The organism is Pseudoalteromonas sp. NCIMB 1079 (genome assembly GCF_040567695.1).
In the GTDB taxonomy this organism is placed as follows: Bacteria; Pseudomonadota; Gammaproteobacteria; order Enterobacterales; family Alteromonadaceae; genus Pseudoalteromonas; species Pseudoalteromonas distincta.
This window is the reverse complement of the sequence record NZ_JBEWZA010000001.1, coordinates 2,017,254-2,040,103: the sequence shown is the minus strand read 5'-3', so window position 1 is coordinate 2,040,103 and position 22,850 is coordinate 2,017,254. Positions and strand designations below refer to the sequence as shown.

The following is a 22,850-nucleotide window of genomic DNA, read 5'->3' as shown; positions in this document are numbered from 1 at the left end:
ATCATCGGGGTGTGAAAACAATTACTGTACAAATTTAGGCACAAAAAAAGAGCCTAAATAGACTAATGCCGATCAGTTAAGAAAATGACCGGTTGACCGATCCAAACGATCATGCAAAATCCGTAGTTAGGAAACTAACTACGGATTTTTTTTGTGAATATAGAACAAGCACTGCAAGCAACACTTGAAGAAAGCAGCCGATACCATACCTTTGAAAAATTATCAGAAATTCTTGACCCTGAAATCATTGAACAAGGCTTTCAACAAGCAGGGATTGCAACCGTTCGTAAGCGAAGATTACCGCTTGAAGCCGTTTTGTGGTCAGTTATTGGCATGGCATTGTTTCGAAAAGAATCAGTTTGGAATATCGCTAATAAGCTAGATATCATGTTACCTGGCAAGAACCCACTCGTTGCTCCAAGTGCGATGGTACAGGCGAGACAAAGGTTAGGTGATGATTCCGTTAAACACGTTTTCAATAAATCTGCTCAATCAATGTATAAGCAACAGTCATTCGAAACATGGAATGGTTTGAACCTATTAGCTGTTGACGGTGTTGTGTGGCGAACAGCCGACACGCCTGATAATCGTAAAGCCTTCTCTTCAGGTAGCAACCAATACGGTGATACAGCCTTTCCTCAAATACGCATGATCTGTCATATGGAATTGACCAGCCATCAACTGCTCAGTAGCGAGTTTGATAACTATAAAACCAACGAGATGAAATTAGCTGAGCGTTTAATTGAACGTACACCAGATAATTCACTGACTATGTTTGATAAAGGATATTATTCTTTAGGCCTGTTAAACCGTTGGCACCAAACTGGGGAGATGAGGCACTGGTTGATACCAGCAAGGCCCGACTTACAGTATGAAATCATCTCCAGCGCGGGTAAAAATGACCATATCATTGAATTGAAAACAACAAAGCATGCACAAAAAAACTTTCCCGATGTTCCTGAAACGATTAAAGCGAGATTAATCAGTAAAACAATAAAGGGCAAAAGCTACCGTATATTAACCTCGATGACGGATAGATTACGTTATCCAGGTAATGAAATTGTTGAATTATATTGTCATCGTTGGGAGATAGAACTTGGGTTTAGAGAAATCAAACAAACCATGCTTGATAGCGCATACCATTTAAGAAGCAAGCGTCCAGACATGGTGCGTCAGGAGCTATGGGGCGTGTTACTCGCCTATAATTTAATACGAAGAATAATGACGATGGCGGCGACAGTTACAGGGATATGGCCTAACCAGCTTAGTTTCTCTAGCAGTTCGATGGCTGTCATTCAGTATTTCTCGTCAGTATCTATAATGAGTCCAGGAAACATTCCAATACACTGGCAGCACTTACTCAATACACTGGTCTTATTTAAGCTTCCAGCTAGACGAGAGGATAGAAGATATCCCCGATGGGCTGAGGGATCCCCACTTTATCCAGCGGCCTCTTTTTCGTAATTCAAAATAAAGTTTTTTAAACTTTTTTCTATATAGCTTTGTGTAATACGTCTCTTACATAGCTTTATGACTTGCTTGGCTAAGGTTAAAAATGAAAGAACTCGGCGATTCTTAACGCTATTTGCTTGAAATTTTATATGCCACTTTCTTTTTTCCGCTTCACACCCTATAAACCATAACGCAGTGCTCGCTATTGTGGCTATCAAGCATAATATTCCTATTCTATTTATGCCGGTGCTTTTACTAAAACGCCACGAAAAACCATATCTCAAACTTTTGTCATCGCGGAAATTTTGCTCTATTTGCATTCTTTTACTATATAAACCAACTACTCGCTTACTCGTCATTGTATTGTCTGATGTCGCGAGTAACCATGGCTCTTTAGCTAAGTTTTGATACATTTTTGTATCTTTCGTAAATCTGCTTTTTCCTTTTCTTCCTTTATTTTTTCCATGATATACGTGTAAAAATGCATCGCATGCTGTCGGGCTGGACTGAGTTAGTCGTGCTTGACCTAACGCCTTAGGTATATCGCTGGCACCAGCCCTAAGTTGTTTTAATGTATGCCATTGTGATTGCATGGCTAGTTTACACTTCATTGAGCCTCTTAATCGACCTATCATATGCCAACCAAGTTCGCGTACTTTACTATACCAAGGCGTAAGAAAGCCGCCGTCTGTTACAATATAGACACTAGGATGTCGTCCAAGCACTTCATAAAGTTCATCTAAAAACAGGCTGTTGGTTGCTGGGCTATCAAAATCCTTCTGCTCAACAATCATGTTATAAATCACGATAGAGCGCCCATCCACAAGTAAGCTTGCTCGCAGTAAGTGATAGTCGTGACCACAGGCACCGCTCCAGTCAACGGCAATTGCAAGCATGGGTAAAGAGTCAATAATAGGATGAGCTAATGCTTCATAGATAGCGACCCTTTCATTGTAGAGGTGAGTATTTTTTAAGAAGCGATCAACGCGTTTTATTTTATGTTTTACATCCACAGCGCCAGACAAATTTCTGCCGATTTCAGTTAAGGTAAGTTTATTGCCCGAAATTAATGCATTACTGCAGCTTAGTAATGTTTTTACTCTGGCATTATTGAATGGCGCTAATGCATGTTTAAAGTACTTATGGCAAACTGATGTCTCAGGCATAGCAGTTGTGACTTATGTGGGTTGTGGTGATTTACATAAGATCATAAATTGCTGTGCCTGTCACGTTTTGGGGATTCGTCAGCCCGATGGGTTAAGCCAAAACCATCTAAGTATCCCCATAAAAAGAAAAATGCCAGTCAGCTTAACTGACTGGCATTAGCCTAAATAGACTCTTTAAATGTAATACTTATTGTATAAATTTATTTACCGCGCTGAGCGTCTTTTTGGGCTTTTTTAGCTTCTTTACGTTGCTGTAAAACAGCTTGTGCTTCATTACCAATATGGCCCTCACCACGCGCTTGCGCTAATTCTATTTGCTTTTGGCGCTCTGCAAAACGTGCGCGTTGTTCGTCCGTTACTTCTTCAATACAATGATGACAAGAGACGCCCTCCATGTATTCAGGCTTTAACTTTTCGTCTTCTGTAATTGGCATACGACACGCGTGGCATTGATCATAAGAGCCTTTTTGTAGGTCATGATCAACCGCAACGCGATTATCAAATACAAAACACTCGCCTTCCCACATGGTTTCTTCTTTTGGCACTTCTTCTAGGTATTTTAAGATACCGCCTTCAAGGTGATAAACTTCATCAAAACCTTGCTCTTTCATGTAGGCTGTCGATTTTTCGCAGCGGATACCACCTGTACAAAACATCGCCACTTTTTTGTGTTTTTCAGGGTCTAAGTTTTCTTTTGCCCACTGTGGAAATTCGCGAAAGGTTTTAGTATTTGGATCGACCGCATTTTGAAATGTACCAATTTCAATTTCGTAATCATTACGTGTATCAATTAAAATTACTTCAGGGTCAGATATAAGTGCGTTCCACTCATTTGGCTTTACATAACTACCCACAACTTTTAACGGATCGATGCCTTCAACGCCCATCGTTACAATTTCTTTTTTTAGTTTTACTTTAGTGCGGTAAAACGGACATTCATCGTCGTAAGATTCTTTTGTAACGATGTTTTTTAAATTTGGTTGCTCATCTAACCATGTTAATAAGTTGTCTATCCCTTCACGTTTTGCAGAAACAGTGCCGTTTATACCTTCGGCAGCGAGCAATAAAGTACCGCGTACTTCATTTGCTTCCATCACTTCTAGTAATGGCTTACGGATAGCTTCAAATTCAGGTAAACCTACAAACTTATACAGCGCACATACTACAAAGTGATCGCCCGTTACATTATCTTTATGAACAACAGTCATTATATTTCCTATTTTGCCTTGTTAGCCAATATTGGCGTTTACCGAATCGTAAATCCGGCGCATATGGGGCGCGCATTTTACGCTTTTTTAGTTTAATTGCAAAAAATAGCGCTATAGATTGGTTTTTACTGTTAGCGACCTAGCTGTGTAAGCTATAATGCGCTAATAAATTTATAGAGTTAATTTGCTCATTTTGGAGAAACACACATTGCAGTTTACTGATCTTGGGATTGATACACGCCTTGAAACACAATTAGCACATCAAGGGATCACCCAGCCCACCGATATTCAAGCGCATGCAGTGCCTACCGCACTTGCAGGGCATGACATTTTCGCTCAGTCTAAAACTGGGTCGGGCAAAACCTTGGCGTTTTTATTACCTGCTGTACAAAGGGTTATGAAACAAAAAGCACTCAGCAAACGCGATCCCCGTGTACTTATTGTTGCTCCTACGCGTGAGCTTGCTACGCAAGTATTTACTCAGCTGCGTTTATTAATTGCTGGCACAGCGATTAAGGCAGTTAAAATACTTGGCGGCGAAAACTTTAATGACCAAATAAAAGCTCTTAGAAACGACCCACAATTCGTAGTTGCTACACCTGGGCGTTTAGCTGATCACATAACAAAACGCTCATTGCAATTGAGTGGACTAGAACTGCTTATTTTTGATGAAGCCGATCGTATTTTAGATTTAGGCTTTACCGAGCAGTTAAAAATGATTAACGAGCAAGCTAATCACCGATTACGCCAAACGTTATTGTTTTCTGCAACACTTGACCATGCACAAGTAGATGCACTATCACGTAACCTATTAAAAAAACCAAAGCAAATTACGCTAAGTGCAGCAAATGAGCAACATAGTGATATTAAACAAACGTTATACCTTGCCGATCACCTTGATCATAAAGAAGCGTTATTAGAGCATTTTTTAAACCAAGATGATGTTGGTCAATGTATTATCTTCACAGCAACGCGTTCTGACACGAGCCGTTTGAGTGAAGCCCTTAATGCTAAAGGCTTCAAATCTGTAGCGCTTGCTGGTGATTTCACGCAAAACAAACGTTTAGATATCATGGATTCGTTTAGTCGCGAAAACTTTAAAATATTGATTACCACCGACGTTGCATCTCGTGGTTTAGATTTGTTAAGCGTAACGCACGTTATTAACTTTGATTTACCAAAACACGCTGAAGAGTATGTACACCGCATAGGTCGTACAGGACGTGCTGGCTTTAAAGGAAATGCAATTTCATTAGTTGGCCCAAAAGATTGGGCAAGTTATTTAGCTATTAAAGCATTTTTAAATGACGAATTAAAATTTGCGAGCGTAGAGAGCTTAAAAGCTAAGTTTAAAGGCTTAAAAGAGAAAAAGCCTGAGGCAACGTGGGATAAATCTAAAGAAAAATCCGCCGCTGTTAAAAAGCCTGTATTTAAACGCAAAACCAAAGCTAAAAAGCCAACAGCACCTATTAAAGCACCAATGAACATTGATGGCGATACACCAATGCGCCGTAAAAAAAAGACTGAGCAGGAATAATTATGAGTTACCTAGGAACCACACAAACATTATTTGTAAAAGAAGTGAGTAACGAAGGTGCTTACTTAGACGGTCATGATTTAGGTGAAGTGTTTTTACCAAAACAAGAAATTAAACATGAGCTTGAAGCGGGCGATAGCATTAGTGTATTTATCTTTTTAGACAATGCTAATTTAGCCACAGCAACAATAAAGAAACCACATGCTCAAGTTGGCGAGTATGCCCTACTACGCGTTAAAGAAATAAATAGTATTGGGGCATTTTTAGATTGGGGGCTTGAGAAAGATGTGCTTGCACCTTTTAATGAACAAAAGCCACGCATGCAAGAAGGCCATTCTTATTTAGTACGCCTGTACCTTGATAATGCAAGCCAACGTATTTGTGCCTCAAACAATTTTAATCGTTTCTTATCAAAAGATGAGCCGCAATATACTCACTTACAAGAAGTGGATTTAATTGTTGCTGGCAAAACAGATATTGGCTACAAAGTATTAATTGAAGAGTCGCACTTCGGTGTTGTTTTTTACAATATGGTATTTAAAAGCTTATTTGTGGGTCAAAAGCTTAAAGGCTATATTCAAAAAGTACGTGACGACGGAAAAATTGATGTTGTACTAGAAAAGCCAGGTATGGGAAAAGTAAGTGACCTTGGTGAAACTATTATGCAAAAGCTTAAAAACGAAGGCGGTGTTATTCCACTTGGTGATAAGTCTGATCCTGAAGCAATAAAAAAGATGTTTTCTACAAGTAAGGCTAATTATAAAAAAGCAATTGGTGGCTTATTTAAACAAGAGTTAATAGATATTGAAGCGAAATCCATTCGCTTAAGATCTTAATTATAATTGGCTGTAATTACTAATAATACCTGTTTGTAATTAACCTAAAATATATTTATAAGGCAATGTACATTGCGTATATTGCCTTGAATAATCAAGCACTTCAACTTCCGACTCAAGATTGAGCGGCGCCAAACGAAAAACCTTTTTTTCACATTCTGTTTTTTTATCATCAAGCTTTGATATACATTCACTAACGCTTACATGCTGAGATATGAGTGTATCTTCATTTTTGTAACACAGATGATGAGCATAATCTTGCATTGTTTTTTTAAAATCAAACATATCGACTGGGTACGTTGGAATTATATCTGTAGCGGTTGTTACACCATCGTATGCTTTATTAGAAAAAACGTACTTATTTACTGAAAAACCCGCAATAACATTACTATAGAACCAAAAAATAACTTCAAAACAAACCCCTACTACATTTTGATTTTATTAATGTAACATAAAACTCACATAAGGTAAGGGGTTTTAGCACTATATGACTGCTTAATGTTAAATTAAGCTATAGAGTTATTAACATCACTAAGCACTTTTACAGGATTATCTGCTTGAGTAATCGGTCTGCCTATAACTAAATAGTCACTTCCTGAATCTATAGCTTGCTTAGGAGTCATTATACGCTTTTGATCACCCGCATCACTCCCTTCAGGGCGTATACCAGGCGTAACAAGCTTAAAGCTATCACCTAACTCTGTTTTTAAAGCTTTTGCTTCTTGTGCAGAGCACACAACACCATCAAGCCCAGCTTCCTTTGCAAGCTTAGCTAAATAGATAACTTGCTCTTGAGCTGATTTATCAACACCTAAACGCTTAAGTTCTGTTTCATCCATACTTGTTAATACAGTAACAGCGATAAGTAATGGCGCTTTGTCACCAAATTGCTCTAGAGCCGATTTAGCTTTGCTCATCATTTCAAAGCCACCAGAAGCATGAACGTTTACCATCCACACCCCCATTTTAGCAGCTGCAGTAACCGCTTTAGCTACTGTATTAGGAATATCATGAAACTTTAAATCTAAGAAAACATCAAAACCTAAATCAATTAACTCTTTAACAAATACAGGTCCAAAATAGGTAAACATTTCTTTGCCGACCTTGAGACGGCAAGTATCAGGAGAAAGTTGTTTAACAAAGTTTAAAGCAACTTCTTGATCATCGTAATCTAATGCAATAAGAATTTTTTTTGAGTGTTCGAAAGACATAACTATCCTAGTGAATGGCAGTAAAGTTATTAATTATGGGGTTATTAAAATCCGTCTAAGCCTCGACTTGGAACAATGGTTTCCCAATGCTTACAAGAAGGGCAGTTCCAATATATGGTGTAGCTTGTAAAACCACAATGCTGGCATTGGAAATCTGGTTTTGTAGCAATATAAGAGGTTACAAGCTTATCAATTTCGTTAAGTACTTCTTTAGTATTTTTATTTTGGTCACCCATTAATTGCAGTAAAAAACTAAAACCACGAATAGTAGGTTGACGTTTTAAGCTATCAGTTAAAAATTCAAAGGCTTGCTTGGTGTGACCTTGCTCAAGTAATGCTTGGCAATGCTTTATTTTAATTAATACACCGCCCTTCTCTAACAAGTCACTGACTAACTCGTGAAATTGATGCGTCAAATTCAATTGTTTATAACTGTGTGCCAGCTCATCAATAAACAACGGAGCAAACAAGGTAAATTGAGAGACAAGTTCACGCCAGTAATAAATAGCTTTAACGTAATCTTCTTTTGCGTAAGCAACTAACCCTAACTCGTAAAGCGGACGCACGGCTTTATAATTTAAGCTAATCGCTTTTCTCATTAGTTGGGGTGTATTGTCACTTAAAGCTGACTCACAATAAAAATTAGCAATTGCTTTAAATTGCTGTTCTTTTGAAAATAATTCGCTATGGGCTTCAAACATGTTGATGCCTTTTTCCCACTCACGGGTTTGCGAATATAAAGTGATAATAGGGTCCAGCGCTTCTACATGCCCTGCTTTAACTAACCAAACTAAGTGCTCTTCCGCACTATCTAGTAGTCCAGCCATTATATAATCTTCGGCTAGTTCTAAACGGCTAGTTGCAGCTTGTTGTTCATTTAAGCTTGGGTGTTTTAATAGAAGTTCGTGAATTTTTATTGCGCGGTCTAATTCACCTCTACGGCGAAACATGGTGGCAAGTGTAGAATAGTGTTCAACCGAGTCGGCTGAAACTTCAAGTAAGTTGATTAAATGCTCTAAGCCTTGGTCTTCTTCTCTATCGAGTAGAAATTTTAAGCCTTTGCTATATTCAGAAGTGATCTGACGATTAAGTTGATGAGCTTGGTTTTTAGCACTGTTTTTACCCATAATCCAACCGTAACCAGCGGCAACGGGTAATAGTAAAAACAAAAGCTCAATCATAGTTAGGTGTCTTTATTCGCGGCAAGCTTTTTTTTATCTTTTTCAGGCGCTAATTGCTTTTTTAAGCGGTAGTTTTGCCACTTTAATTGCGAAAACAATTTAAAGCTAATAAAACAACCAATCAAAACACCTAATAAAAAGCAGATACTTATTATTACAGCTAAAGGTAGCGTATTACTGGCTATAATGTAATTTACTTGTACTAACTGTGGGTTTTGTGACCCTAATACAAATGCACTGATAAGGCATAGTGCAGCCAGAATAATTTTTAATACCTTGAACAAGTAACTACTCCACTAAGTTAACTAGGCAATGCTTTCATTCACGCGGTCGCGTAATTCTTTGCCTGGTTTAAAATGAGGTACATGCTTTCCTTCAAGCTCAACTGTATCGCCAGTCTTAGGATTACGACCTGTGCGAGGAGCGCGGAAATGCAAAGAGAAACTACCAAAACCTCTGATCTCAATACGATCTGAAGTAGATAATGAGCCGGCCATTTGTTCAAGAATTTCTTTTACAGCATTCTCAACATCTTTCACTGGAACGTGTGCGTGTTGTTCCGCAAGTATTTCTATCAATTCTGACTTAGTCATAGCGTTTCCTTAAAAAGAGATATAGGAAGGGCAAAAAATGCCCTTCCAACTAAAAACTAATTATATATTAGTCTTTTTGTGCATTTGCGAAAGCAGCTGCCATTGCGTTTTCAAACACTGGCTCTTCTTTCTTAAGCTTCTCTAGTACTTCTTTCTCTTCTGCTTCGAAAAGAGCTTTTACAGATAAGCTTAAAGTGCGGTTCTTACGATCAACACCAACGTATTTAACTTCAATCTCGTCGCCTACAGAAACAACAGTAGTTGCATCTTCAACGCGCTCTTGAGCGATATCAGCTACACGGATGTAACCTTCAACGCCTTCGATAAGTTCAACAGTTGCGCCTTTCGCATCAACTTCAGTCACTTTACCTTTAACAATAGCACCTTTTTTGTTTGCATCAAGGTAGTTATTGAATGGGTCAGCTTCGATTTGCTTAACACCTAGAGAGATACGTTCACGCTCTGGGTCAACTTGCAATACGATAGCAGTGATTTCGTCGCCTTTCTTGAATTCACGTACAGCTTCTTCGCCAGGTGTATTCCAAGAAATGTCTGAAAGGTGTACAAGACCGTCAATACCACCGTCAAGACCGATAAAGATACCGAAGTCAGTGATTGATTTGATCTTACCAGTAACTTGATCGCCTTTGTTTTGTAGACGAGCAAATTCCTGCCAAGGATTAGCAATACATTGCTTAAGACCAAGAGAAATACGACGACGTTCTTCGTCAATTTCTAAAACCATAACTTCAACAGTGTCGCCAAGGCTTACAACTTTTGAAGGATGGATGTTCTTGTTAGTCCAATCCATTTCAGAAACGTGTACTAAACCTTCAACGCCTTCTTCGATTTCCACGAAACAGCCGTAATCTGTAAGGTTAGTAACACGACCAGAAAGTTTAGAACCTTCTGGGTAACGACCAGCGATAGCTGCCCATGGATCTTCACCAAGCTGTTTAAGGCCTAGAGAAACACGAGTTTTATCTTTGTCGAATTTTAGAACTTTAACTGCGATTTCGTCGCCAACATTAACGATTTCTGAAGGGTGCTTAACACGCTTCCAAGCCATATCAGTAATGTGTAGTAGACCATCAACACCACCAAGGTCAACGAATGCACCGTAGTCAGTAAGGTTCTTAACGATACCTTTAACTTCTTGGCCTTCAACAAGGTTAGCAAGAAGCTCTTCACGTTCTTGTGAGTTTTCAGATTCGATAACTGCACGACGTGAAACAACAACGTTGTTACGTTTTTGGTCAAGCTTGATTACTTTAAATTCAAGCTCTTTGCCTTCAAGGTGAGTTGTGTCACGTACTGGACGAACATCAACAAGTGAACCAGGTAGGAAAGCACGGATTGAATCAACTTCAACTGTGAAACCGCCTTTAACTTTACCGTTGATAACACCAGTAACAGTCTCTTGCTCTTCACATGCTTTCTCAAGACGGATCCATGCTTCGTGACGCTTAGCTTTCTCACGAGAAAGGATAGTTTCACCGAAACCGTCTTCAATTGCATCTAGTGCAACATCTACTTCGTCGCCTACAGCAACTTCTAGTTCACCAGCAGCATTTTTGAACTGCTCTGCAGGGATAGCACTTTCTGATTTAAGACCAGCATCTACAAGTACAATGTTATTCTCGATAGAGATTACTGTACCTTTAACGATAGAGCCTTGCTCTGCTTCAAAACCCTTTAAGCTTTCTTCAAATAACTGCGCAAAATTTTCTGACATACGAATATACGTCTCATATATTAATACCAATAAGCAACCATGCTGCATGGGGTTGTTAAAATAGCACTGGCATCCTGCTGGCGCATAAAATGTGTTTAGCTTCGTTTAGGAAGCTTACCTTCAGAGATAGCAATATCCAATAAAGTTATTACCTTATCAAACACTTGCTGTGCATTAAGATCGCTAGTATCGATCTCAATAGCATCCTCTGCAGGTACAAGCGGAGCAACGGTGCGATTCATATCGCGCTCGTCACGAGCTTGAATGTCCTGTAATAGACCACTTAGTGTAACATCAAGGCCGCGCGTATTCAACTCAACAAAGCGTCTACGAGCACGCTCTTGTGCACTGGCTGTTAAATATATTTTTAACGGCGCATCTTGAAAAACCACAGTGCCCATATCACGGCCATCGGCAATTAAGCCATTTTCAGTGCGAAATGCACGCTGGCGACGTAATAACGCTTCACGAACGCGAGGTAATGCTGCAACTTTTGAAGCCGCAGCGCCTACTTCTTCATTACGAATAGTAGTGGTTACATCTTCGCCTTCTAAAATAACTTTTCCTGCATTAGTTTGACTATCTACCAAAAACTGCACATCTAAATTTGCAGCAAGCGGGACAAGCCCTTCTTCATTGTCTAATGCAATTTGGTGATGAAGTGCAGCTAAAGATAAAACACGATAAATCGCACCGCTATCTAATACATCCCACCCTAACTTGTCGGCTAACAAGCGACAAACAGTTCCTTTACCTGAACCACTTGGGCCATCAACGGTGATCACGGGCATTAATAACGCCTGCATTTAAAACCTCCTGCAATGCACACCTAAATAAACCGCGACATTATACGTCAGTTATTAAAATATATCTGCTATTAGTGTGTAACTTTTGTAATTACTTCTAATTAGCTTATTCACTGACTGACGCTAAAACATTGAAAAATGTAGGGAATGTTTTATAGGTACACTTTGGATCATTAATTGTTATTGGCTTTCCACCAACGGCAACCATTGCAAAACACATGGCTATACGGTGATCGTCGTAAGTATCAACAGCAACATCATTAAATGTTTCAGGTGGGGTGATCTCTATAAAATCTTCACCTTCTACAACCTGTGCGCCTACTTTACGAAGCTCAGTTGCCATTGCATATAAACGGTCTGTCTCTTTTACTCGCCAGTTATAAATGTTACGAATGGCTGTTGGGCCTTTGGCAAAAAGAGCAACAGTTGCAAGAGTCATAGCTGCATCAGGAATTGCATTGGCGTCAATATCCACACCTTTTAGTTCGCCTTTGCGAACAACTAAACGCTCATCATACCAATCAATTTTTGCGCCTACTTGCTCCATTACTTTGGCAAAGCCTATATCACCTTGCACCGACTTGGCACCCACGCCCTTAATTTCAATCTCACCGCCTGCAATTGCAGCCGCAGCAACAAAGTAAGAGGCAGAAGATGCATCGCCTTCAACCATTATGCGATCTAATGATTGATACTGTTGACCACCTTTAACTTTAAAGGTTGCATAATCACTGTGCTCAACATTAACCCCAAAACGTGCCATTACATCAAGTGTAATATCAATATAAGGTTTAGAGACTAAAGTACCTTTAATAGTTATTGTTGTATCACCGTTAAATAATGGCGCTGCCATTAATAGAGCGGTTAAAAATTGACTTGAAATACTGCCGTCAATTTCAACCTCACCGCCTTTTATTTGGCCACCCACAATTTTAAGTGGTGGGTAGTCTTTGTGCTTTGTATAAGTAACATCACCACCCAATGCTTGCAGCGCGTCAACCAAGTGCCCTATCGGGCGCTCTTCCATACGTGGCTCGCCTATTAGCTCGTACTCACCAGCAACGCCAGCAAGTACTGCTGTTAAAGGTCTATAAGCAGTACCCGCATTACCTAAAAACAAGGGCTCAGTCGGTGTATTAAACACACCACTAACACCCTCTACGGTGGCTACAGTGCGTTCATCATTTAAAGTTACATTTACACCTAATAACTTTAAGGCGCCCAGCATATGGCGTATATCGTCACTATCAAGTAAGTTTTCTACAACGGTAGTACCGCTTGCAAGTGCTGCTAATAATAAAATTCTGTTCGATAGACTCTTTGAACCTGGTAGGGTTACTGTGCCATTTACTCTAGAAATAGGTTCTAAACGAAGCTGCTCCATTAGCTGTGCTCCTTTGCAAAAGCAGCCATAAAGTCTACAAGTGCTTGAACACCTTCAATAGGCATTGCGTTATAAATACTTGCGCGCATACCGCCCACAATTCTGTGGCCTTCAAGAGCTAGTAACCCTGCATTTTTAGACTGAGCAACAAACTTATCATTTAAGCTTTCATCATTAAGCCAAAACGGAACATTCATACGTGAACGGCAATGTTTAGCTACTTTATTGGTATAAAATCTCGATTCATCAATAAAGTCATAAAGTAGCTGCGCTTTAGCAATATTTTGAACTTCCATCGCTTTTACGCCACCATTACTTTCAAGCCATTGAAATACTTCAGCAGCTAAATACCAAGCAAATGTAGGGGGCGTGTTAAACATACTGCCTTGTTTTGCTTCTAATGCGTAATCTAAAATGCCTGGCTTAGGTAAGCCTTCACGCTCAAGTAATGTTTTACGAACAATAACGATTGATATGCCCGACGGGCCGATATTTTTTTGCGCACCAGCGTAAATTAAATCAAATTTATTAACGTCTATTTCGCGTGATAAAATAGTTGACGACATATCAGCAACGATCGGTGCTGTTGGGTGGCTTGGTACATCAAAAATTTCTAAGCCGTCAACCGTTTCGTTAGGGCAATAGTGAATGTAAGATGCATCTTCTGGTAACACCCAATCAGCAACCTGTTTAATAGAAAACTCGCCATTGGCATCATTACGCACATCAATAGAGGTTGCTTGAGTAAACTTGTTGGCCTCGTCTGTTGCACTTTTTGACCACACGCCGTTTTCGCAATAAACCGCAACTTTGCCTTCTTGGTGTAAATTTAATGGCACAGCACTAAACTGACCACGGCCACCACCATGCATAAACAGCACTTCAAATTCATCACTGATATTCATTAGGCGACGAAGGCTGGCTTCACATTTAGCTGTAAGGGCTAAAAACTCTTTGCTACGATGGCTTATTTCCATCACAGACACACCTAAATCTTGCCAATCTAGAAACTCTTTTTGTGCTTTTTTCATAACCGCTTGCGGAAGCATAGCTGGCCCCGCACAAAAATTATATTTACTCATTACCTTTGCCTCATTCCAGTAATTTAACTACTAAGCATGAACGCTCAATACCCACCCACTAAACCTTTGAGTTTTAATGAATGAATATAACTTCACACCCTATTAATTTTTTTCAACAACATTAAAAAAAGCGGCCAAGGCCGCTTTTTCAATATCAATTATTCTGAAGGAGGATTATCATCCGCTACTTCATCAATAACCGTATCTACAGTTTCAACGTCTTCAATATCAATCAAGTCACTTTCTGTAACTTCAATCTCTTCTATACGTTGTAAACCAACTACTTGCTCTTCGTCAATAGTTCTGATCAAAATAACACCTTGGGTGTTACGTCCAACCGTAGAAACTTCATTAACGCGAGTACGTACTAAGGTACCACGATTTGAAATAATCATGATTTCGTCGTTATCATCAACTTGTACAGCGCCAACAACAGCACCGTTACGCTCACTCACCTTGATAGATACAACACCCTGTGTTGCACGGCTCTTAGATGGGTAATCTTCAAGTTGTGTACGCTTACCGTAACCATTTTCAGTTACCGTTAAAATAGCACCGTCAGTTTTTGGTACAATTAACGATACTACGCGTTGATCATCGGCCATTTTAATACCACGAACACCTGTAGCAGTACGACCCATTGGGCGAACACCTTTGAAACGAATCTCAGGGTTACCTTCTTCGTCTAATACTGGGTTACCGTTTTCATCAACAACTGTTGTTTCTTCAGCTTCTTTAAAGCGTACAACTTTACCTGCATCAGTGAACAACATAATTTCGTTGCTACCATCGGTAATATCAACCCCAATCAGGCTATCGCCATCATTTAAGTTAACAGCAATAATACCGCTTGCACGTTGACGACTGTAAGCCGTTAATGGTGTTTTCTTAACTGTACCAAATGCTGTTGCCATAAAGATGTATTTATCTTCTGCGTACTCGCGTACTGGCAATATAGCAGTAATACGTTCATCAGCTTCAAGTGGTAACAAGTTAACAATTGGCTTACCGCGCGCTGCACGACTCGCTAGTGGTAACTGATACACTTTAAGCCAATATAAACGACCGGCCGTAGAGAAACACAATATAGTATCGTGTGTATTTGCAACTAATAGACGCTCGATGAAATCTTCATCTTTCATCTTCGTTGCTGACTTACCTTTACCACCACGACGCTGTGCTTCGTAATCAGACAATGCCTGATACTTCACATAACCTTCGTGAGAAAGCGTTACTACTACGTTTTCTTCAGTAATTAAGTCTTCAAGGCTGATATCGTGAGCAGCTGCATTAATTTCAGTGCGACGCTCATCACCATATTGCTCTTTAATTTCAACTAGCTCGTCACGAATAACTTCCATTAAACGCTCAGGAGTTGCCAAAATATAAAGTAGTTCAGCAATTAGTTCTAATAACGCTTGGTATTCGGTCAAGATTTTTTCGTGTTCAAGACCTGTTAGCTTATGTAAACGCAAATCAAGAATTGCTTGAGCTTGTTGCTCAGAGATATAATATTGACCATCGCGAATACCAAGTTCGCTCGCTAACCAATCTGGACGAGCAACATTGTCTTCTCCTGCTTTTTCAAGCATACCTTGTACATTACCTAATTCCCACGGACGCGCTGTTAAAGCAATTTTAGCTTCAGCAGGTGTAGGGGATTTACGAATAAGTTCGATAATTGGGTCAATGTTTGCAAGCGCAATCGCTAAGCCTTCAAGCGTGTGTGCACGGTCACGGGCTTTACGTAAATCAAATACTGTACGACGAGTTACTACTTCACGACGGTGAATAATAAACTCTTCTAACATTTCTTTTAAATTGAAACATTTAGGTTGGTTATTAATTAGCGCAACCATATTCATACCAAACACAGTTTGTAACTGAGTTTGTGAATACAAGTTGTTTAAAATAACTTCGCCTACGTCACCACGTTTAATTTCAATAACGATACGCATACCGTCTTTATCAGATTCATCACGTAATGCGCTAATGCCTTCAATTTTCTTATCTTTGACAAGCTCAGCTATTTTTTCAATTAAGCGTGCTTTATTCACCTGATAAGGAATTTCGTGAACGATGATTGTTTCGCGACCTGTTTTTTCATCGGTTTCGATGTCGGCGCGTGCACGCATGTACACTTTACCACGGCCAGTTAAGTAGGCTTGTTCAATACCTTTCTTACCGTTGATAATTGCAGCCGTTGGGAAATCAGGACCAGGGATATAATCCATTAACTCTAAAATAGTTAAATCAGGATTTTGAATAAGTGCCAAACAACCATTTACAACTTCAGTTAAGTTATGTGGTGGTATATTTGTAGCCATACCTACTGCAATACCTGACGAACCATTCACTAATAAATTAGGAATTTTCGTTGGTAAAACATCAGGGATGAACTCAGTGCCATCGTAGTTAGGAACGAAATCAACCGTTTCTTTTTCAAGATCGGCTAATAACTCATGCGACATTTTTGCCATACGTACTTCTGTATAACGCATTGCCGCTGCTGAATCACCATCAACCGAACCGAAGTTACCTTGGCCATCTACTAGCATATAACGCAGTGAGAATGGCTGAGCCATACGAACTATCGTGTCATAAACTGCACTGTCGCCGTGTGGGTGGTATTTACCGATTACGTCACCGACCACACGGGCCGATTTTTTGTAAGGCTTGTTCCAGTCATTACTAAGCTCGTTCATTGCAAACAAAACGCGGCGATGAACAGGTTTTAAGCCGTCACGTACGTCTGGTAATGCACGTCCTACTATTACGCTCATTGCGTAATCTAAGTAAGAGTTTTTTAACTCGTCTTCAATATTGACTGGCAGAATTTCATTGGCGAGATCAGTCATTTGATATCACATTCCTTCAGTATCAGCTCTCAACAACCCGGTATTGGGTATTAAGAGTATTGTTATTATTTCTAACAGACATGCTATCACAATTAATTTTAATTTACAGGCGCAAAACTTTGCGATTTATCAATTTAGCCCTATATAATGGCCTCAGATTGACGAGGAAGTATTTTATGACCGAACATCAAAATGTAGATCACGCAGAAATAGCAAAATTTGAAGCCATCGCCGAGCGTTGGTGGGACCTAGACGGAGAATTCAAACCTCTTCACGAAATTAACCCGTTACGTTTAGACTTTATAGCAAACAAAACGCAAGGCTTATTCGATAAAGAAACACTCGATGTTGGCTGTGGTGGCGGTATTTTAAGCCAAAGCATGGCGCGTATGGGTGCAAAAGTAACTGGCATCGACATGGGGCAAGAGCCTTTAACTGTTGCTAAGTTGCACAGTTTAGAAACTGGCGTAAATGTAGATTATATAAAAGTGCCTGCAGAAGAGTTTGCATCGCAACACCCAGAGCGCTTTGATGTAATAACCTGTATGGAAATGCTTGAACACGTTCCCGACCCAGCATCTATCATTCATGCTGTAGCTGCACTAGCCAAACCAGGCGCGCATGTGTTTTTTTCAACTCTAAACAAAACACCTAAGGCATATTTATACGCCATTGTTGGCGCTGAAAAACTTTTAAAAATGGTGCCTGAAGGTACACACGACCATAAAAAGTTTATAAAACCTGCGCAGCTCATTGCATGGGCAGAGCAAGCGGGTTTAAAAGTTCGTGCAAGTACAGGCCTTTCTTATAATCCACTATCAAAGCAATATACGCTCAATAGTGACGTTAGCGTAAATTACATACTGTACTTTGAGAAGTTAGCTTAATGGCTAACTCTCAAGCCCCCCTCCCCCTTATTGAGTACGATGCATTTTTATTTGATTTAGACGGCACTCTACTCGACACCGCTGATGATTTAGGTGCCGCTTTAAACGCAGTGCTTATTAGCAATAAAATAGAGCCAGTTAGTAGTGATGTATACCGCCCTGCGGCATCTAACGGCGCAGGCGCATTATTAGAGGCTGGTTTTAAAGAGTTATGGGACACACAACCTCAAAGCGAACTTATCAAGCAATTAGTCGACGAATACGCTGCAAACATAGCAAATCACACACGTTGCTTCAGCGGAGTTGAATCGTTACTTATTGCCCTTGATCAGAAAAAGATCAAATGGGGGATCATGACTAACAAACCGGGGTTTTTAACCGATCCTTTAGTGGCAACTATGCCCGCATTAAAAAATGCCAGTGTAGTAATAAGTGGCGACACCTTAGCAGAGGCCAAACCGTCACCTCTCCCATTACTACATTGTGCAAAATTAATGGGAGTTAAGCCTAACCGCTGTTTGTACATTGGTGATGCACAGCGAGACATACAAGCAGGCAAAGCCGCAGGTATGCGCACAGCAACGGCACTTTGGGGCTACATACCAAGTATTGATGAAGCCAACAGCTGGAATGCTGATTTTAACTGGCAAAGCCCAATTGATGGTTTTAACCATATATAGTGCCATGTTAATTAATAAACACTATATATTGTGATTGTGTTAGTTTTTACACAAAGCTTGCTGATAAAAAAAGCAGTCAAAATTTATTTTTAAAATGCGTAAATTTAGCAGATCATTAGTTGATTTTTGCATATTTCAACTTAAATGATTGTTCGAAGGTGAGTGTCTACTAACACAAATACGTTATCCCGAAGTTATCCACAAATAGGGGCAATTATGTCCCTTGCAAAACAACTCAGACCACACTATCTTGTGATCTCTAAATTGAACAACACCAGATATTGTGGCCAAATGTTATTCAATTAAATTCGCAAATATGGCGAAACTTATAATAAATGAGTATATACCTTGCCTCGGCGAGGTATAAAGCATTGGTCAAAATACATAATTCCCAAGGAATACAGGCAAATGAACCAACAGTTATCTGTAAGCAAACGTGACGGGCGTAAAGAGCCTCTTGATCTGGATAAGATCCATCGCGTTATTGAGTGGGCCGCCGAAGGTTTAAACAACGTTTCGGTTTCGCAAGTTGAATTAAAGTCGCACATTCAGTTTTACGACGGTATTCGTACTAAAGACATTCACGAAACCATCATCAAAGCAGCAGCGGATCAGATTTCAAAAGAATCGCCTGATTACCAATACTTAGCTGCACGTTTAGCTGTATTCCATTTACGTAAAAAAGCGTACGGTCAATTTGAGCCACCACGTTTATTTGACCACGTAACAAAAATGGTTGGCGATAAACGCTATGATGCTCATTTACTAGTAGATTACACAGAGCAAGAGTTAGATGAGCTTGATGCATACCTTGATCATTCTCGCGATCTTAACTTTAGCTACGCTGCTGTAAAGCAACTTGAAGGTAAGTATCTCGTTCAAAACCGTGTATCGGGTGAAATATACGAAAGTGCACAGTTTTTATATATTTTAGTTGCGGCAAGCTTATTTTCAGATTACCCACGTGAAACACGTACTGATTACATTAAACGTTTTTACGATGCAGTATCTTTATTTAAAATATCTCTACCAACGCCAATTATGTCGGGTGTACGTACGCCTACTCGCCAATTTAGCTCGTGTGTATTAATTGAATGTGGCGACAGCCTTGATTCAATCAATGCAACGTCGTCAGCTATTGTTAAATACGTTTCACAACGTGCGGGAATTGGTATTAATGCAGGTAGAATACGTGCGCTAGGTAGCCATATTCGTAACGGCGAAGCGTATCACACAGGTTGTATCCCTTTTTATAAGCACTTTCAAACAGCGGTTAAAAGTTGTTCACAAGGTGGTGTACGTGGCGGCGCAGCAACATTATTCTACCCGCTTTGGCATTTAGAAGTAGAGAACCTACTTGTACTTAAAAATAACCGTGGTGTAGATGACAACCGCGTTCGCCACCTAGATTACGGCGTACAGTTTAATAAATTAATGTACTCTCGTTTAATTAAAGATGATTACATTACATTATTTAGCCCATCAGATGTGCCTGGCCTTTATGATGCATTTTTTGAAGACCAAGCTGAGTTTGACGCACTTTACGTTAAATACGAACAAGACGAGTCTATTCGTAAAAAACGCATTAAAGCCATTGAGCTTTTCTCTATGTTTGCGCAAGAGCGTGCAAGTACTGGTCGTATTTATTTACAAAATGTGGATCACTGTAATACACACAGCCCATTTATTTCTAAAGTTGCGCCAATTCGCCAATCTAACTTATGTTTAGAAATTGCATTGCCAACTAAGCCACTTAATAACGTGAATGACGAAGAAGGCGAAATTGCCCTTTGTACACTTTCTGCGTTTAACCTAGGTGCAATAGAGTCACTTGATGAGCTTGAAGAGCTAGCTGAACTTGCAGTACGCGCACTTGATAACTTACTTGATTTCCAAGACTACCCTGTACCGGCTGCTAAAAATGCAACTATGGGTCGTCGTACACTAGGAATAGGCGTAATTAACTACGCATACTACCTAGCTAAAAACGGTAAGCGTTATTCTGATGGCAGCGCTAATGCATTAACACATAAAACCTTTGAAGCTATTCAATATTACTTAATGAAAGCATCAAACGAGCTTGCTAAAGAGCGTGGCGCGTGTCCTAAGTTTAACGAAACAACGTATTCACAAGGTATTATGCCAACAGATACGTACAAACGTGATTTAGATAAAATTTGTGATGAGCCACTTCATCTTGATTGGGATACACTACGTGCAAGTATTAAAGAGCACGGTATGCGTAACTCAACACTAAGTGCATTAATGCCATCAGAAACATCGTCGCAAATCTCTAACGCAACTAACGGTATTGAGCCACCACGTGGACATATTAGCGTTAAAGCAAGTAAAGACGGTATTTTAAAACAAGTTGTTCCTGAGTATGAGCGTTTAAAAGATCAGTACGAGCTACTATGGGACATTCCATCAAACGATGGTTATTTACAGCTTGTTGGCATAATGCAAAAATTTGTTGACCAAACAATTTCTGCAAATACAAATTATGATCCAAACAAGTTCGAAGGCGGTAAAGTACCTATGCAAGTCTTATTAAAAGACTTACTAAGCGCGTACAAACTAGGTGTTAAAACCTTGTATTACCACAATACTCGCGATGGCGCCTCAGATTCACAAGAAGATGCTCCAGAAGTGGAAGATGACGATTGTGAAGGCGGCGCGTGTAAAATATAACTGCTGATTTTTATTTTAAGCGGGCATTTAGCCCGCTTTTTCTGATAGTTTTTTGAGTGATAAACATGTCTTATACTACTTTTAGCCGAAACCATAATAACCAAATGCAAGAGCCAATGTTTTTTGGCCAAACTGTAAACGTATCTCGTTACGACCAACAAAAATACCCAATTTTTGAAAAGTTAATTGAAAAGCAACTGTCTTTCTTTTGGCGTCCTGAGGAAGTAGATGTAAGTAAAGACCGTTTAGACTTTCAAGCATTACCAGATCACGAAAAGCATATATTTTTAAGCAACTTAAAATACCAAACACTGCTTGATAGTGTACAAGGTCGTTCGCCAAACGTGGCTCTACTTCCAATTGTATCGCTACCAGAGCTTGAAACATGGATAGAAACGTGGGCGTTCAGTGAAACAATTCACAGCCGTTCATACACGCATATTATCCGTAACGTAACACAAGCACCTGAGCTTATTTTTGATGACATTGTTAGCAACGATAAAATTAGCGAACGTGCTGATGCCGTAACTAAATACTACGATGACTTAATTAACTCTGTATCGCTTTACAACTTATACGGTGAAGGCAAACACGAGATTAACGGTAAAACAGTTATCATTAATTTATTTGAGCTTAAAAAGAAACTTTACCTGGCTATGATGTCGGTAAATATTCTTGAAGCGATTCGCTTTTACGTAAGCTTTGCATGTTCGTTTGCATTTGCTGAGCGCGAGCTAATGGAAGGTAACGCTAAAATCATCAAGCTAATTGCACGCGATGAAGCACTTCACCTTTCTGGTACTCAGCATATTTTAAACATTATGCAAGACGGTAAGGACGATCCAGAAATGGCGATTGTTGCTGCCCAGTGCCGCGACGAAGCAATTAAAATGTTTGTTGATGCTGCAGAGCAAGAAAAAGAGTGGGCCGAATACTTATTTAAAGATGGTTCGATGATTGGCTTGAATAAACATATTTTATGTCAGTACGTTGAATACATTACCAACGCACGTATGACTGCAATTGGTTTGCCAGCACAGTTTGAAAATAACAGTAACCCTATCCCGTGGATAAACTCGTGGTTAGTGTCTGATAACGTGCAAGTAGCACCACAAGAAGCAGAAATAAGCTCATACCTTGTTGGTCAAATAGACTCTCAAGTTGATGCATCAGAATTTGGTGATTTTGATTTATAATGAGTGACAAGTCTACTGCAAGCATAACGCTTGCAGAAAACAGCCAGTGTATAGAATTTACCGCAGGCTGCCCTTCTCTTTTACAGTGCTTAGAGTCCATGAAAATAGACGTCGCATTCCAATGCCGTGAAGGTTACTGCGGCGCTTGTAGAGCAACGTTAGTGTCAGGTAGTGTTGAATATAACGAAGAGCCACTTGCGTTTGTGCGCGAAGGCGAAATACTCCTGTGCTGCTGTAAACCCAATGGCAATGTAAGTATTAATTTAAAGTAGTCTAAACGCTAAATACAGTTTATAAACGCCAATCTAATTGTTTAATACCCGATAACTAGCTCTTTAGCTTATTTA

At 39.7% G+C, this 22,850-nt stretch carries 20 protein-coding genes; 8 read left to right on the top strand and 12 right to left on the bottom strand.

The features are described from left to right. Positions 1-153: 153 nt before the first annotated feature. A complete protein-coding gene (locus ABX891_RS09430) occupies positions 154-1,464 on the top strand; it encodes an IS4 family transposase (protein WP_354629354.1) in 1,311 nt (436 codons plus the stop codon). On the opposite strand, the gene ABX891_RS09425 is transcribed toward ABX891_RS09430, so the two are convergent. Next, a complete protein-coding gene (locus tag ABX891_RS09425; protein ID WP_165745053.1) occupies positions 1,440-2,618 on the bottom strand; it encodes an IS4 family transposase in 1,179 nt (392 codons plus the stop codon). The two genes, ABX891_RS09430 and ABX891_RS09425, sit on opposite strands and share 25 nt — an antisense overlap. 200 nt (positions 2,619-2,818) lie before the next feature. Next, the gene (gene trhO / locus ABX891_RS09420) at positions 2,819-3,826 is read right to left on the bottom strand and encodes an oxygen-dependent tRNA uridine(34) hydroxylase TrhO (RefSeq protein WP_354629353.1); all 1,008 of its coding nucleotides are present in this window, start codon (positions 3,824-3,826) and stop codon (positions 2,819-2,821) included. A gap of 208 nt (positions 3,827-4,034) precedes the next feature. Here trhO and ABX891_RS09415 point away from each other — a divergent pair, with 208 nt between their 5' ends. Both ABX891_RS09415 and ABX891_RS09410 read left to right on the top strand, forming a co-directional pair. Continuing rightward, positions 4,035-5,363, top strand: coding sequence for a DEAD/DEAH box helicase (locus tag ABX891_RS09415; protein WP_354629352.1), 1,329 nt, complete (start codon positions 4,035-4,037; stop codon positions 5,361-5,363). Between the two features lie 2 nt (positions 5,364-5,365). Beyond that, on the top strand, positions 5,366-6,199 hold the full coding sequence (locus ABX891_RS09410) for a CvfB family protein (protein WP_002961188.1): 834 nt from the start codon (positions 5,366-5,368) through the stop codon (positions 6,197-6,199). 39 nt (positions 6,200-6,238) lie between these two features. On the opposite strand, the gene ABX891_RS09405 is transcribed toward ABX891_RS09410, so the two are convergent. From ABX891_RS09405 to gyrA, 10 genes are all read right to left on the bottom strand, one after another. Beyond that, positions 6,239-6,484: a hypothetical protein gene (locus ABX891_RS09405; RefSeq protein WP_502936045.1), complete on the bottom strand. Its 246-nt coding sequence runs from the start codon at positions 6,482-6,484 to the stop codon at positions 6,239-6,241. Positions 6,485-6,705: 221 nt separating this feature from the next. Then, positions 6,706-7,410 carry an orotidine-5'-phosphate decarboxylase gene (gene pyrF / locus ABX891_RS09400; protein ID WP_309168800.1) on the bottom strand — a complete coding sequence of 235 codons (705 nt, stop codon included), beginning with the start codon at positions 7,408-7,410 and terminating at the stop codon, positions 6,706-6,708. A gap of 44 nt (positions 7,411-7,454) precedes the next feature. Next, positions 7,455-8,591, bottom strand: a complete 1,137-nt coding sequence (gene lapB, locus ABX891_RS09395; protein ID WP_002961182.1) for a lipopolysaccharide assembly protein LapB — start codon at positions 8,589-8,591, stop codon at positions 7,455-7,457. Between the two features lie 2 nt (positions 8,592-8,593). After that, positions 8,594-8,875, bottom strand: a complete 282-nt coding sequence (locus ABX891_RS09390) for a lipopolysaccharide assembly protein LapA domain-containing protein (protein ID WP_024595025.1) — start codon at positions 8,873-8,875, stop codon at positions 8,594-8,596. A gap of 21 nt (positions 8,876-8,896) precedes the next feature. Then, complete coding sequence (ihfB, locus tag ABX891_RS09385) at positions 8,897-9,184, bottom strand: integration host factor subunit beta (RefSeq protein WP_002961178.1); 288 nt, start codon at positions 9,182-9,184, stop codon at positions 8,897-8,899. A gap of 67 nt (positions 9,185-9,251) precedes the next feature. After that, positions 9,252-10,919: a 30S ribosomal protein S1 gene (gene rpsA, locus ABX891_RS09380; protein WP_002961176.1), complete on the bottom strand. Its 1,668-nt coding sequence runs from the start codon at positions 10,917-10,919 to the stop codon at positions 9,252-9,254. Between the two features lie 95 nt (positions 10,920-11,014). Next, positions 11,015-11,725 carry a (d)CMP kinase gene (gene cmk / locus ABX891_RS09375; RefSeq protein ID WP_002961166.1) on the bottom strand — a complete coding sequence of 237 codons (711 nt, stop codon included), beginning with the start codon at positions 11,723-11,725 and terminating at the stop codon, positions 11,015-11,017. Between the two features lie 106 nt (positions 11,726-11,831). Then, positions 11,832-13,109: a 3-phosphoshikimate 1-carboxyvinyltransferase gene (gene aroA, locus ABX891_RS09370; protein ID WP_024606548.1), complete on the bottom strand. Its 1,278-nt coding sequence runs from the start codon at positions 13,107-13,109 to the stop codon at positions 11,832-11,834. Next, positions 13,109-14,191 (bottom strand): 3-phosphoserine/phosphohydroxythreonine transaminase, encoded by a 1,083-nt coding sequence (serC, locus tag ABX891_RS09365; RefSeq protein ID WP_354629351.1) that lies wholly within the window; start codon positions 14,189-14,191, stop codon positions 13,109-13,111. Before serC ends, aroA begins: the two co-directional genes overlap by 1 nt. 158 nt (positions 14,192-14,349) lie before the next feature. Further along, positions 14,350-17,049, bottom strand: a complete 2,700-nt coding sequence (gene gyrA, locus ABX891_RS09360) for a DNA topoisomerase (ATP-hydrolyzing) subunit A (protein ID WP_165743591.1) — start codon at positions 17,047-17,049, stop codon at positions 14,350-14,352. A gap of 176 nt (positions 17,050-17,225) precedes the next feature. On the opposite strand from gyrA, the gene ubiG reads away from it, so the two are divergent. The 5 genes from ubiG to yfaE all read left to right on the top strand — a co-directional run bounded on the left by ubiG (position 17,226) and on the right by yfaE (position 22,775). Further along, the gene (ubiG, locus tag ABX891_RS09355; RefSeq protein WP_165743589.1) at positions 17,226-17,936 is read left to right on the top strand and encodes a bifunctional 2-polyprenyl-6-hydroxyphenol methylase/3-demethylubiquinol 3-O-methyltransferase UbiG; all 711 of its coding nucleotides are present in this window, start codon (positions 17,226-17,228) and stop codon (positions 17,934-17,936) included. Then, on the top strand, positions 17,936-18,616 hold the full coding sequence (locus ABX891_RS09350) for an HAD family hydrolase (protein ID WP_354629350.1): 681 nt from the start codon (positions 17,936-17,938) through the stop codon (positions 18,614-18,616). Before ubiG ends, ABX891_RS09350 begins: the two co-directional genes overlap by 1 nt. 408 nt (positions 18,617-19,024) lie before the next feature. Next, positions 19,025-21,307, top strand: coding sequence for a class 1a ribonucleoside-diphosphate reductase subunit alpha (gene nrdA, locus ABX891_RS09345; protein WP_002961160.1), 2,283 nt, complete (start codon positions 19,025-19,027; stop codon positions 21,305-21,307). Between the two features lie 65 nt (positions 21,308-21,372). Continuing rightward, positions 21,373-22,503 (top strand): class Ia ribonucleoside-diphosphate reductase subunit beta, encoded by a 1,131-nt coding sequence (nrdB, locus tag ABX891_RS09340; protein ID WP_002961159.1) that lies wholly within the window; start codon positions 21,373-21,375, stop codon positions 22,501-22,503. Further along, a complete protein-coding gene (yfaE, locus tag ABX891_RS09335) occupies positions 22,503-22,775 on the top strand; it encodes a class I ribonucleotide reductase maintenance protein YfaE (RefSeq protein WP_007583035.1) in 273 nt (90 codons plus the stop codon). The genes nrdB and yfaE overlap by 1 nt, the downstream gene beginning before the upstream one ends. The last annotated feature ends 75 nt before the right edge of the window (positions 22,776-22,850 follow it).

Excerpts from the sequence above, each read along its gene's own strand:
- ABX891_RS09350 (WP_354629350.1), top strand. The coding sequence starts at position 17,936 with ATGGCTAACTCTCAAGCCCCCCTCCCCCTTATTGAGTACGATGCATTT.
- nrdB (WP_002961159.1), top strand. The coding sequence starts at position 21,373 with ATGTCTTATACTACTTTTAGCCGAAACCATAATAACCAAATGCAAGAG.
- ABX891_RS09410 (WP_002961188.1), top strand. The coding sequence starts at position 5,366 with ATGAGTTACCTAGGAACCACACAAACATTATTTGTAAAAGAAGTGAGT.
- aroA (WP_024606548.1), bottom strand. The coding sequence starts at position 13,109 with ATGGAGCAGCTTCGTTTAGAACCTATTTCTAGAGTAAATGGCACAGTA.
- trhO (WP_354629353.1), bottom strand. The coding sequence starts at position 3,826 with ATGACTGTTGTTCATAAAGATAATGTAACGGGCGATCACTTTGTAGTA.
- gyrA (WP_165743591.1), bottom strand. The coding sequence starts at position 17,049 with ATGACTGATCTCGCCAATGAAATTCTGCCAGTCAATATTGAAGACGAG.
- lapB (WP_002961182.1), bottom strand. The coding sequence starts at position 8,591 with ATGATTGAGCTTTTGTTTTTACTATTACCCGTTGCCGCTGGTTACGGT.
- rpsA (WP_002961176.1), bottom strand. The coding sequence starts at position 10,919 with ATGTCAGAAAATTTTGCGCAGTTATTTGAAGAAAGCTTAAAGGGTTTT.
- cmk (WP_002961166.1), bottom strand. The coding sequence starts at position 11,725 with ATGCAGGCGTTATTAATGCCCGTGATCACCGTTGATGGCCCAAGTGGT.
- pyrF (WP_309168800.1), bottom strand. The coding sequence starts at position 7,410 with ATGTCTTTCGAACACTCAAAAAAAATTCTTATTGCATTAGATTACGAT.
- serC (WP_354629351.1), bottom strand. The coding sequence starts at position 14,191 with ATGAGTAAATATAATTTTTGTGCGGGGCCAGCTATGCTTCCGCAAGCG.
- ABX891_RS09425 (WP_165745053.1), bottom strand. The coding sequence starts at position 2,618 with ATGCCTGAGACATCAGTTTGCCATAAGTACTTTAAACATGCATTAGCG.
- yfaE (WP_007583035.1), top strand. The coding sequence starts at position 22,503 with ATGAGTGACAAGTCTACTGCAAGCATAACGCTTGCAGAAAACAGCCAG.
- ubiG (WP_165743589.1), top strand. The coding sequence starts at position 17,226 with ATGACCGAACATCAAAATGTAGATCACGCAGAAATAGCAAAATTTGAA.
- nrdA (WP_002961160.1), top strand. The coding sequence starts at position 19,025 with ATGAACCAACAGTTATCTGTAAGCAAACGTGACGGGCGTAAAGAGCCT.
- ihfB (WP_002961178.1), bottom strand. The coding sequence starts at position 9,184 with ATGACTAAGTCAGAATTGATAGAAATACTTGCGGAACAACACGCACAC.
- ABX891_RS09405 (WP_502936045.1), bottom strand. The coding sequence starts at position 6,484 with ATGTTTGATTTTAAAAAAACAATGCAAGATTATGCTCATCATCTGTGT.